This is a genomic window from Winogradskyella luteola (assembly GCF_019203985.1).
In the GTDB taxonomy this organism is placed as follows: Bacteria; Bacteroidota; Bacteroidia; order Flavobacteriales; family Flavobacteriaceae; genus Winogradskyella; species Winogradskyella luteola.
Genome location: NZ_JAGSPD010000004.1, coordinates 203,438 through 215,993 on the forward strand (window position 1 = coordinate 203,438; position 12,556 = coordinate 215,993).

Genomic DNA, 12,556 nt, shown 5'->3' on the forward strand with positions numbered 1-12,556 from the left:
CATAAGCGTAAAAAACGTAGACGCGCTAATCGTCACAAAAAGAAATAAATTGTTAAAAGTAGTTTTTCGACTACTTTTTTCAGTTTTAAAAAAACGTTCTTTGATATAGAATTTAGGCACATTTAATAGAGTGTACTTAAGTTTGTTGGACATTCTCGAATTGTTCGAGAAATCCTGTGTCAAATAATTGAACTTCGTTATGTTTTTTCACATAAAATGAAAAATTGTAAATGAGTTCGTTTAATAAAATCCATCTATCTCAATGAAGAGTTAGATATAAATTAACATTATGAACAAAGAATTAATCGTAAGATCGAGTTCAGATATTGTTGATTTTGCTTTATTAAAAGATGGAAAACTTATTGAATTACACAAAGACGAAGAGGATAACAACTTTGCGGTTGGTGATATTTTTATTGCCAAAATACGTAAGGTTATGCCAGGTCTAAATGCCGCGTTTGTTAACGTGGGTTACGAAAAAGATGGTTTTTTACACTATCACGATCTGGGACCAAAATTACCTTCACTTTTAAAATTCATTAAACGTGTAAGCACAGGAAAATTAAGAGATTACAATCTCAAAGACTTTCCGATGGAAAAGGATTTAGACAAGCATGGCAAAATTGCACATGCATTAAAATCTAATCAATCCATTTTAGTACAAGTAGTAAAAGAGCCCATTTCCACAAAAGGACCACGCATTAGTTCGGAACTATCTATTGCTGGGAGATATATTGTCTTGGTGCCGTTTTCTAACCGTATTTCAATTTCTCAAAAAATTGAATCACAAGAAGAAAAAGACCGACTTAAAAGACTTGTTAAAAGTATCACACCTAAAGGATTTGGTGTTATTATTCGTACCGTAGCAGAAGGCAAAAAAGTTGCCGAGCTCGATAGTGATTTACAGAATTTGCTGAGTCGATGGACAGCAATGTGTAAAAAATTGTACAAAGCACATCACCCCACTAAAGTATTGGGAGAAATGAACAAAGCATCCTCGATTTTGAGAGATATTTTTAATGATTCGTTTTCTGGTATTGTGGTAGATAATGAAGAACTGTACATACAAGTAAAAGATTACGTGCAACAGATTGCACCGAAAAAAGAGTCTATTGTAAAGTATTATAAAAACGGAGTGCCAATTTTTGAAAAATTTGGTATCGAACGCCAAATAAAAACATCATTTGGTAAAACCGTTTCTATGGCTAGAGGAGCGTATTTGGTTATAGAACATACCGAAGCTATGCATGTTATAGATGTAAATAGTGGTAACCGTTCTAATAAAGAAAAAAGCCAAGAAGACACTGCTCTAGAAGTTAACATGATTTCTGCTGCAGAAATTGCCCGACAGTTACGCCTGCGTGATATGGGAGGTATAATCGTTATCGATTTTATCGATATGGGACGCGCAGAGAATCGTAAAAAGCTTTACAACTATCTCAGGGATGAGATGAAAGACGACAAAGCAAAGCACAAAATATTGCCGCCGAGTAAGTTTGGTTTAGTGCAAATTACCAGACAGCGCGTTAGGCCAGAGCGTAATATTAAAACTAAAGAAGAGAATCCTAATTTAGTAGGAGGAGACGAAATCGAAGCACCAATTAAAGTGGTGTCTCGCATTAAGCAAGACCTAGAGCGGATTCTCAAAAAAGACTATAAGAAGATAACCTTAAATGCACATCCTTTTATAGCAGCCTTTTTAACCAAAGGGTATCCATCGGTACGTACAAAGTGGTTCTTTGAACACAAAAAATGGGTAAAAGTTTTACCTAGAGATGCTTACACTTATCTTGAATACCATTTCTTTGACAAAGATGGTAACAAAATCAAATAATATCTATTAAAAAAAAGCCCAATTGAAATTTCAATTGGGCTTTTTAGTTTTACAAAGCTCAGTTTATTAAGGAGCCGGATTAGGGATCTTGGCATGGACTTCATTAATAGCCTTCATTACATCGTCTGAAAGCGAAATATTTATACTATCAATATTTTCTTCTAATTGTTCTAAGTTAGTTGCTCCAATAATATTACTGGTTAAAAACGGGCGTTCATTAACAAAAGCCAATGCCATTTGTGCCAAAGACATGTTATGGTCTTCAGCAATTTTTAAATAGCGTTTTGTAGCTTCAGTAGCTTGCTCACCACTATATCTTGCAAATCTTGGAAACAACTTTAAGCGTGCATTATCGGCAGCTGTGCCCTTTATGTACTTACCAGATAAGACACCAAATGCCATAGGGGAATAAGCCAGCAAACCAATATTTTCTCTATGGGCAATTTCAGCTAAAGCACCTTCAAAAGATCTACACAACAAAGAATATGCGTTTTGAATGGTAATCATCTTTGGTAAATTATTATACTTAGCTTCTTCGAGATAGCGCATGGCTCCCCAAGCTACTTCATTAGAAATACCTATATGTCTAACTTTACCAGATGTAATGATGTCGTCAAGATTATGAAGAATTTCATTAAAGTTATCTTTCCATGGGTCATTTGGATTGTGTACATAATCTCTCGCTCCAAATAATTGTGTTTCACGTTCTGGCCAATGTAATTGGTATAAATCTATATAGTCGGTTTGCAGACGCTTTAAACTGTTGTCCACAGCTTCATTAAGTGCTGCTTTGCTAAAACCATTAGTTCTTATATGTGCGGTGTAGTCGCCAGGTCCTGCAATTTTAGTCGCTAAAACTACTTTATCCCTGTTGCCAGTTTTTGTAAACCAATTGCCAATAATACGTTCGGTTTCTGCATAGGTTTCTGCTTTTGCTGGTACAGGATATAATTCTGCTACATCAAAAAAATTAACTCCTTTATCTAATGCCAAATCCATTTGTGCAAAACCTTCGTCTTTAGTGTTTTGATTGCCCCAAGTCATGGTGCCAAGGCATATTTTACTAACTTTTATATCGGTGTTGGGTAATGTGGTGTATTTCATAGTATTTCCCACGAAAGTGGAAATTTTATTAAATTAAATTTTTGTTTTTTTTATAAATAAAATTCTGCCTTTATAGGCATGACAATTACATGTCATTCAACAATTTAGAAATTTCATCAAGCTTAGGTGTTAATATCACCTCTATACGTCTGTTCTTTGCTTTACCTTCAACCGTATCATTAGAGGCAATAGGCGCATATTCTCCACGACCTGCTGCGGTTAGGTTTTCAGGATTTATAGATACATTTTCTCTAAGAATATTAACAATTGCTGTAGCACGTTTTGTTGATAAATCCCAATTGCCACTCAGTTGAGCGTTGCCTTTGTAAGGATCATTGTCTGTATGGCCTTCAATTAAAATAGCGATATCAGGATTTTTAGCCAAAACACCTCCTAATTGCTGTACAGCTTTGCGACCTTCGGTGCCAACAGACCAACTCCCTGACTGAAATAGTAATTTGTTTTCCATGGATACATAGACTTTTCCATTGCGTTGCTCAACCGTTAAACCTTTACCTTCAAAATTGGTTAATGCCTTAGAAATAGCATCTTTTAAAGCACGCATATTCGCATCTTTTGCTGCAATAACACTTTCGAGTTCAGCTACACGGTTTGAGCGACTTTCGAGCTCTCTTTTTAAATTTTCTAAACGCTCGTTTTCAGTAGCCAGGGCTTGTTCTTTGGCTTCAAGTTGAGCTAAAAGCTCCCGATTCTTTTTTGAATTTTTTGCGATTTCTGCAGAACTGTTTTTTTCTAAGGCATTATAGGACGCTTTTAGGTTATCGAGATTAGATTTGGTGGCTGCATAATCTGCTTGTAATCTATCACGCTCTTGTATAGCTTCATCATAAGCAGCTTGAAGTTGATCTAAATCGTTAGAAAGCTTTGTATTGTCTTGAGATAGAGTCTCTATGTCATCAGATAAAGCTCTATTTTCTTTTTTAAGGTTGGCATATTTGTCTTCGAGATCAGTATATATTTTTTTTGAGACACACGATGTTAATAGAGTAAGTGTTAATGTAATTAATGAGAGTTTTTTTATCATGATTATTATTTTAGTTTTTTAATTACACCCCTAAAGTCCCCTCAAGGGGACAAGTATACAAATTAACTTTTTCAGTTGTCCCCTTGAGGGGACTTTAGGGGTGTTTTTTGATAGTAATTCGTTTAATTTATTAAACATCAAGTTCTAATAAAATTGGGCAATGGTCGCTATGTACAGCTTCGGTAAGTATAACGCTTCGTTTAATTTTTTCTTGTAGAGGTTCACTTACCATGGCATAATCCAATCGCCAACCTTTATTGTTTGCTCTGGCATTGGCTCTGTAACTCCACCATGAAAACTCTTGCTTTTCAGGATGTAAGTGACGAAAGCTGTCAATAAATCCACTATCAATAAAATTACCTAGCCACTCGCGTTCTTCTGGTAAAAATCCAGAAACTCCTTTCATTTTTGGATTATGTATATCGATAGCTTCATGACAAATATTATAATCTCCACAAACCACTAAGTTTGGTTTTTCTTTCTGTAAATCATTTAGGTAGTTATGGATTAAATCCATGTATTCAAACTTATGGGCTAATCTTCTATCATTGGTTCCCGAAGGTAAATACATACTCATAACGGAAAGATTGTTGTAATCTACCCTGATGTTTCTCCCTTCAAAATCCATGGATGCTATTCCGGTTCCAAACTCAATATGATTTGGTTTGGCCTTACATAAAATAGCAACTCCGCTGTAACCCTTTTTTTGTGCACTGAACCAATAGTTATATTCATAACCAGCTTCAGCGAATAGCTCTAAATTGAGCTGTTCTTTCATAGCTTTAATTTCCTGTAAACAAATCACATCTGGATTTGTAGCTTTTAACCAATCAATAAAGCCTTTATTCATAGCAGCTCTGATGCCATTAACGTTGTAAGATGCTATTTTCATGATGCAAATTTATTAATTAGTAAATGCCAAATGTCCGATTATCGGTCTAAATTAAATAATACCCTACTTTTACACTATTATTTTGAGTCTATTTTAACAATAAAATATTTCAAGATTTAGGCAGTTATAATTCTACATGAAGAGTACGTTACTTTTTCTTTTAATTCTTTGTTCTTTTTTGGGGTTTTCCCAAGAGAATTCTAGTAACTATAAAAGGAAACGTTTAGCAGTTAAAGACACAATACAAATAGATTCTGTCAGTATTAATCCTTCAAAATTCGTTATAAAAACCAAAGACGGAAAAGTTTTAGATTCGACCTTGTACACTATCGATTTTTCAAAGGCAATTCTACGATTTAATCAGCCAATAGTAATGGACACTATTGAAGTTGAATACCTAAGCTATCCAAAATTTTTGACTAAAGTTTACAAACAACTAGATGATAATGTGATTGTGGACCGATCGGGTTCTGGTACCGAAGCATTATATAAACTCGAAAACACTAAAAAACGAAACGCATTTACGCCTTTTGATGGTTTAACTACCTCTGGAAGTATTTCAAGAGGAGTGACTATTGGCAATAACCAAAACTCTGTATTGAACAGTGAGCTCGATTTGCAGATTTCTGGTAAATTGAGTGATAAGGTATCTTTAAGAGCCTCAATACAGGATGCCAATATTCCGTTACAGGAAAGTGGATATTCGCAACGTTTAGATGAATTCGATCAAGTGTTTATAGAGCTTTTTAGTGATAATTGGAATATACGTGCAGGTGATGTTGATTTGGTGAATACCAACAGTTATTTTGCCAATTTTTCTAAACGTGTCCAAGGTTTGCTGGTCAGTGCAAATTTGAGTGAAAAAACTAACGTTTTTGCTTCGGGCGCATTAGTAAGAGGACAATTTACAACCACACAATTTACAGCTCAAGAAGGTAACCAAGGTCCTTATAAATTGCGTGGGCCTAATAATGAACTCTTTGTACTTATTGTCTCGGGTAGTGAAACCGTTTACGTCAATGGTGTGCCTTTAGAGCGTGGGGAAAATAGAGATTACATCATCGATTACAATGCTGGTGAAATAATTTTTAATTCTACCTATCCCATCACTTCCGAAATGCGAATTACAGTCGATTACCAATTTAGCGAACGTAATTATTCGCGCTTTACAGTATTTGGTGGTAGTTCTTATAAGTCCGAAAAACTAAGTTTAAATGTTTCGGTGTATTCTGAAAGTGATGCCAAAAATCAGCCATTACAGCAAAATTTATCATCAGAACAAACGCAGATTTTAGCTGATGCTGGCGATGATAGGAGTTTAATGGTTGCTCCTTCTGCAACATCCGAGTCGTTTTCTGAAAATAGAATTCTTTATCGGCAGGAGATTATTGGTGGGGAAGAAGTGTTTGTGTTTTCTCAAGATCCGGATGACGATTTGTTTAGCGTGCGCTTTACGCTGGTTGGTGCCAATCAAGGTAACTATATATTGAGCAATAGTAATGCCGTGAGCAATATTTTTGAATATGTGCCACCAATTTCTGGAGTACCACAAGGAAATTACGAGCCAATTACACAACTGGTTGCGCCAGAACGTTTACAAATAGCAGTTTTAAATGGCCGTTATAAACCAACTGAAAAAACGGATGTATTTTTTGAACTGGCTGGCAGTAAAAATGATATTAACCTGTTTTCGAATATAGATGATGACGATAATGATGGTTTTGCAGGGAAGTTAAGAGTGAACCAAAAACTCATAAAAACAGATAGTCTATGGAATTTATCCGCTTTGGTGGATGCAGATTTTATTCAGAAAGATTTTAGAACAATTCAGCGTTTGTACAGAGCAGAATTTAACCGTGATTGGAATTTAGAAGACGATAGAGATGACCAAGGCAATTTTAATTTTGGTGATCAGGTTTTGTTGACTTCAGGATTGCAATTGGCGCACTCTAAAAAGGGAACGGCAGCTTACAATTTTGAATATCTAGACTATGCAGATAATTTTAAAGGTAACAGGCATAATGTAACAGCTAATTTGCGTTTGGGTGATTTCAATATATTTTCAAACTCTAGCTTTTTAAATAGTGAAAGTACCATTAATCGTTCTACATTTTTAAGGTCATTTAATCGTGCTGTTTATGGTAAAGGTAATAAATGGGCAGGAGCAAAATTTGCGATTGAAGATAACGAACAAACTGTAATTGCTACTGATTCCTTAACGGCCTTGAGCCAAAAATTTACAGCTTATGAGGCTTTCGTTGGTATTGGGGACAGTACTAAAGTCTTTGCTGAGGTGGGTTACATCAAACGTTTTAATGATAGTTTGCGTAATAATTCAGTGGAACGTGTTAATACATCCGATACATATTATTTAAATTCGCGATTGATTCAGAATAAAAATACCAATCTACAACTGTTTGTAAATTATAGAGATTTAAAGGCTGAAGAGCAGTCTACGGAAGATGAGCAGAGTTTAAATAGTAGATTAAACTATAACCAAAAATTCTTTAATAATCTTATCGTTTGGAATACCAGTTTTGAAACCAATTCAGGTACTTTACCACAACAAGATTTTACCTATGTTGAGGTTGAAGCTGGGCAAGGCGCATACACTTGGATAGATTATAATGAAAACGGTATACAAGAACTCAACGAGTTTGAAATCGCTCAATTCGCCGACCAAGGCAGTTACATAAGGGTATTATTGCCCAATCAGATTTTTGTAAGAACGCATCAAAATCGATTGAGTCAGACGTTGACAATCAACCCAGTGCAATGGAATAAATCTGAAAATAAAACGAAAAAGTTCTTTTCACATTTTTACAATCAAACGTCTTATTTAATTGACAGAAAGGTGCGCAGAGAAGGCAACAACTTTAACCTCAATCCTTTTAAGGAAGATAAGGAAAATCAACTAGCTTTAAATAACAGTGTACGAAATGTTTTGTTTTACAACCGAGGAAAACAACACTATACCACATCGTACACATTTTTAACCAATACAAGCAGAAACTTATTGTCTATAGGGTTTCAGGAGAATAAATTGACTAATCATCAATTGAATTTTAATCATAAATTTGCTAAAAATTGGTTGGCGAATGCACTGGCGAGTTTTGGTACCGACGAAAGTATTAGTGAAAATTTTGCCAACAGAAACTTTAATATTGAGGAAGAGCGTTTTCAGCCAAAACTATCGTACTTATTTAGTGAAAATGCACAGTTTGATGTGTTTTACCAATACACTTCAAAAAGTAATACCATAGGTGGTTTAGAAACACTGTCGCAAAATAATTATGGATTATCGTTTACATATAACAATGCCCAAAAGATTGCATTAACAGGTGAGTTTAATTTTTTTCAAAATGAATATGATGGGAATCCAAATACGCCGGTGGGATTTCAAATGCTTGAGGGGTTGCAACCGGGGAGAAATTTTACATGGAGTTTATTGGCCCAAAAGAAACTGACCAAGTTCTTGGATTTAAATTTAAATTATTTTGGTAGAAAAACGGAGACTTCAGAAGTCATTCATACAGGTACCATTCAGCTGAAGGCTTATTTTTAAAATGATTTGAAAGTCCTTACGCAATCGTTGTGGGAATTTAGTGTCAAAGTGGTATAATTGTTGTGCCAACACATAAACTATAATCAAATAAACAATCAATTACATGAAAAAATCAGCTTTAGCCGCTTTGTTATTTTGCTCAATTTTTACACTCAGTGGACAAGAATCACAGACCAATGAAGATCCTTATCTGGCAAAACACGAAGTTAAACTCAATGCACTTATGCTGGTTGTGGGAGCTGTAGAAGTGGGTTACGAGTATCTTTTAAATGACGAATCTGGTGTTGGAATCAGTGCATTTGTAGCTTATGATGAAGAGATTAAGGATAACATTCAGTATTACATATCACCATATTACAGGTATTATTTTGGAAAGAAATATGCGGGAGGATTTTTTTTGGAAGGTTTTGCAATGCTAAACAATTCCGAAAGGGATCTAGATATCTTCTTTGATGATGACGAAGATAATTGGGTTACTGATTTGGCTCTTGGAATAGGTTTGGGAGGCAAATGGATTACCAAAAAGGGCTTTGTCGGAGAAATTAACTACGGAATTGGCAGAAACTTATTCAAGGCAGATGAAAGCGAATTCGATTTTATAGGAAAGTTTGGTATAAGTATTGGTTATAGGTTTTAAAAGAAATAATAAAAATTCTTCTTTAGCTCGAAGCTTGTCCTTTTTAAATGTTATGTAGCGCCTAAAGGATATTTAGAGTCTAAAATACACTAATACCAATTTATAGATTTTTTGAAAGAAATTAAGAACGACAGATTTTTACATCTTTTACACAGTTTTACTGTATTAGAAGTCTTTTACTTTGTATTATTTGAGTAATTGAGAAGATGTGTTGATGCAGTAATGCATCATTCCGCTCGCATCAACCACTCTTTAATATCAACTTCTTTTTTTATGATGTCACGTAGTTCTTCAATTTTAACGCGCTTTTGTTCCATCGTATCTCTATGACGGATGGTTACCGTACGGTTTTCAATACTTTCGCCATCTACAGTAATACAAAATGGTGTTCCGTTGGCATCTTGTCGTCTGTAACGTCTACCCACAGCATCTTTTTCGTCATAAGCAACATTAAACTCCCACTTTAAATCATTAACAATATCTTTTGCCATTGTTGTTAAGGCTTCGTCCTTTCTTACCAAAGGTAAAATAGCAGCTTTTGTTGGAGCCAATACTGCAGGAAGCTTTAAAACGGTTCTTGTTGAATTATCCTCTAAGGTTTCTTCAACGAGTGCGTTAGAAAATACGGCTAAAAACATACGGTCTAAACCGATTGAGGTTTCTAAAACGTAAGGAGTATAACTTTCGTTATCCTCATGGTCAAAATACTGTAGTTTTTTTCCAGAAAATTCTTCGTGTTGTTTTAAATCGAAGTCTGTACGTGAGTGAATCCCTTCTAATTCTTTAAATCCAAATGGGAAGTTAAACTCTATATCTGTAGCAGCATCTGCATAGTGTGCTAATTTTTCATGGTCGTGGAAGCGGTAATTTTCTTCGCCCAAACCTAAAGATTTATGCCATTTTAAACGTGTGTCCTTCCAATACGCAAACCATTCTTTTTGAGTCCCAGGTTTAATGAAGAATTGCATTTCCATTTGTTCAAACTCGCGCATTCTAAAAATAAATTGTCTAGCAACAATTTCATTTCTAAAGGCTTTGCCCGTTTGTGCGATACCAAATGGAATTTTCATACGACCCGTTTTTTGCACGTTTAAGAAGTTTACAAAAATACCTTGAGCCGTTTCTGGCCTTAGATACACGGTAGTTGAGTTATCTGCCGATGCACCCAATTGTGTGCCAAACATTAGGTTAAACTGCTTAACGTCTGTCCAGTTTTTACTTCCAGAAACTGGGCAAACAATACCTAGATCTATAATAAGCTGTCTAAAACCTTCGAGATCATTGTCTTCTTGCACTCTTGTTAGCTCTGTAGTAATCTCGTCGATTTGCTTTTGGCGACGAAGCACGTTGCCATTTGTAGATCTAAACTCGTTTTCATTAAAAGCATCACCAAAACGTTTTTTTGCTTTAGCGATATCCTTGTTTATTTTCTGTAGGATTTTCTCTCTATGATCTTCTACCAAAACATCAGCTCTGTAACGCTTTTTAGAATCTTTATTGTCAATCAAAGGATCGTTAAATGCATCGACGTGCCCAGAGGCTTTCCAAGTGGTTGGGTGCATAAATATGGCTGCATCGATGCCTACAATGTTATCGTGCATTTGTACCATTGCTTTCCACCAATAGTCTCTAATGTTTTTCTTTAATTCTGCACCATTTTGTGCATAATCGTATACAGCACTTAAACCGTCATAGATTTCGCTGCTCTGAAATACGTAACCATACTCTTTTGCGTGAGAGATTACTTTTTTGAATTTATCATCGTTTGCCATGTTGCAAAAATAAAAAACCACTCAAATTAACAGAGCGGTTTTACAAAAATTATGTGTTTTTAGTTATTTTAATTGAATACTCGTGCCGCCTAGCTTTCTGTCTTTATGAAAAACATTGATAAAATAGTAGCCTTTAGAGAAAGGTTGGTCGTCTTGGTCTGCCACAATTGCGGTGCAGATTTCCAAGTTTTTATTGTCAAAATAAAAAACTTCTTTTTTACTGTAGATTAAAGACGTACGCCCAAAAACAACTTCACCTTTGTCAGAAACGACGTTACCTTGGGGACTCACAATTTGTATATAAATATCCTTATTTCCTTTGGTGGTTAGAGGGTTTTCTGATAATCTTATACAAACATCTATAGCATTAGCGCGTCTGGCTCTTGCGGTTAATCGTTTCTTACCAGATTTTAATTTGTAGGCCTGAGCTTCAACACTATTGGCTTTTATAAGCGAAGCTTCATCAATAGTCTTGTTTAAAGAATCATTGGCTTCTTCTAGCTCATTAATCGTCAGTGTTTTCTTTTCAATGGTATTAAGCGCATAACGTTTTTCTCTCTGCAATTTTATATTGGCAGAATTAAGAGAGTCTATGGTGCCAAGAAGCACCTTGCTTTTAGTTTTTAAGACTGAAAGCTGATTTTTAAACCTATTGATTATTGATAAGTCACTTTTTAATAATCTTAAAGAATCTAAAGTAATTTTAGTTTCTGATTTTGCCTCTTGGAGTTGAGAAGCCATAAGATCATAATCTTGGCTTAAAACGTCATAACTCAATAACATCTCCGATAGCTCTTTTTCTATCAAAAACTTTTCTTGTTTTAGAAATTCTTCGTAGGATTTAATGGATTTATAATTTGTAAAACTATATTTTCCTAAAACAGTTAAAACGACCAATAATGAACCTATAATTAATCTGTAGTTAAATAATTGAGGGTTAACTATCATTATTAATTTCTTAGTTGAGACGAAATTAGAGTATATTGGACATCAATTTTATTTTAATCGATTAAGTGGTAAAAAATTTGTTGAACTTATTCTTTCCTAAAGTCTGTGAAGCTTGTAATAACATTATGACAGACAATGAATTAATAATTTGCCTACAATGTAGGCATCAATTGCCAGTTACAAATTTTCATTTTGATAATCCTGAAACCGTCAAAAAAATAGTCTACGGACGTGTTAAATTAGAAAACGCAACGGCACTTTTGCACTTTTCTAAAAAAGGGATTGTTCAGCAATTACTTCACCATCTAAAGTACAGAGGTCATCAACAAATCAGTGGTTTTTTGGGTAAATGGTTAGGAACGGAATTAAGCACTGTCAAGGCTTATAAAGCTATAGATGTCATTGTGCCAGTACCTTTGTACAAAACCAAGTTGCGGAAACGTGGATACAATCAAGTTGCTGAATTCGGAAAACAGATTGCAAAGGCACTTAATGCAGATTATAACGATACTGTTTTAATTAAAACAAAAGCGACAAAGACCAAAGTTTTTGAAGGGAGGTTATCGCGATGGAATGATGATAGAGCTGTATTTGCTATTTCAGAAAATGAATCCCTGTATGGTAAGCATATTTTGTTGGTAGACGACATCATTACAACTGGTGCGACAGTTGAAGCTTGTGCTGCAGAATTGTTAAAAATTGATAATATTAAGTTAAGTCTTGCCACTATGGCAATTGCCGATTGATTTTTTCGTTTCT

Annotated in this window: 9 protein-coding genes; 4 read left to right on the forward strand and 5 right to left on the reverse strand. The window is 34.9% G+C overall.

All coding sequences use genetic code 11. The features are described from left to right. Nucleotides 1–289 precede the first annotated feature (289 nt). Nucleotides 290–1,834: an Rne/Rng family ribonuclease gene (locus KCG49_RS06650; RefSeq protein ID WP_218545402.1), complete on the forward strand. Its 1,545-nt coding sequence runs from the start codon at nucleotides 290–292 to the stop codon at nucleotides 1,832–1,834. A gap of 66 nt (nucleotides 1,835–1,900) precedes the next feature. On the opposite strand, the gene KCG49_RS06655 is transcribed toward KCG49_RS06650, so the two are convergent. The 3 genes from KCG49_RS06655 to KCG49_RS06665 all read right to left on the reverse strand — a co-directional run bounded on the left by KCG49_RS06655 (nucleotide 1,901) and on the right by KCG49_RS06665 (nucleotide 4,875). Next, the gene (locus KCG49_RS06655; RefSeq protein ID WP_218545403.1) at nucleotides 1,901–2,938 is read right to left on the reverse strand and encodes an aldo/keto reductase; all 1,038 of its coding nucleotides are present in this window, start codon (nucleotides 2,936–2,938) and stop codon (nucleotides 1,901–1,903) included. A gap of 85 nt (nucleotides 2,939–3,023) precedes the next feature. After that, a complete protein-coding gene (locus KCG49_RS06660) occupies nucleotides 3,024–3,983 on the reverse strand; it encodes an OmpA/MotB family protein (protein WP_218545404.1) in 960 nt (319 codons plus the stop codon). A gap of 130 nt (nucleotides 3,984–4,113) precedes the next feature. Continuing rightward, nucleotides 4,114–4,875, reverse strand: a complete 762-nt coding sequence (locus KCG49_RS06665; protein WP_218545405.1) for an exodeoxyribonuclease III — start codon at nucleotides 4,873–4,875, stop codon at nucleotides 4,114–4,116. 136 nt (nucleotides 4,876–5,011) lie between these two features. On the opposite strand from KCG49_RS06665, the gene KCG49_RS06670 reads away from it, so the two are divergent. Together KCG49_RS06670 and KCG49_RS06675 are read left to right on the forward strand one after the other, a co-directional pair. Beyond that, nucleotides 5,012–8,440, forward strand: a complete 3,429-nt coding sequence (locus KCG49_RS06670) for a DUF8818 domain-containing protein (RefSeq protein WP_218545406.1) — start codon at nucleotides 5,012–5,014, stop codon at nucleotides 8,438–8,440. 103 nt (nucleotides 8,441–8,543) lie between these two features. Then, a complete protein-coding gene (locus KCG49_RS06675) occupies nucleotides 8,544–9,077 on the forward strand; it encodes a DUF3575 domain-containing protein (protein ID WP_218545407.1) in 534 nt (177 codons plus the stop codon). 227 nt (nucleotides 9,078–9,304) lie between these two features. Here KCG49_RS06675 and KCG49_RS06680 read toward each other — a convergent pair whose 3' ends face one another. Together KCG49_RS06680 and KCG49_RS06685 are read right to left on the reverse strand one after the other, a co-directional pair. Beyond that, nucleotides 9,305–10,849: a glycine--tRNA ligase gene (locus tag KCG49_RS06680; RefSeq protein WP_218545408.1), complete on the reverse strand. Its 1,545-nt coding sequence runs from the start codon at nucleotides 10,847–10,849 to the stop codon at nucleotides 9,305–9,307. Between the two features lie 63 nt (nucleotides 10,850–10,912). Continuing rightward, on the reverse strand, nucleotides 10,913–11,797 hold the full coding sequence (locus KCG49_RS06685) for a DUF8428 domain-containing protein (protein WP_218545409.1): 885 nt from the start codon (nucleotides 11,795–11,797) through the stop codon (nucleotides 10,913–10,915). A 125-nt stretch (nucleotides 11,798–11,922) separates the two neighbouring features. On the opposite strand from KCG49_RS06685, the gene KCG49_RS06690 reads away from it, so the two are divergent. After that, entirely contained in the window at nucleotides 11,923–12,543 is a 621-nt protein-coding gene (locus KCG49_RS06690; protein ID WP_218545410.1) for a ComF family protein, read from the forward strand. The last annotated feature ends 13 nt before the right edge of the window (nucleotides 12,544–12,556 follow it).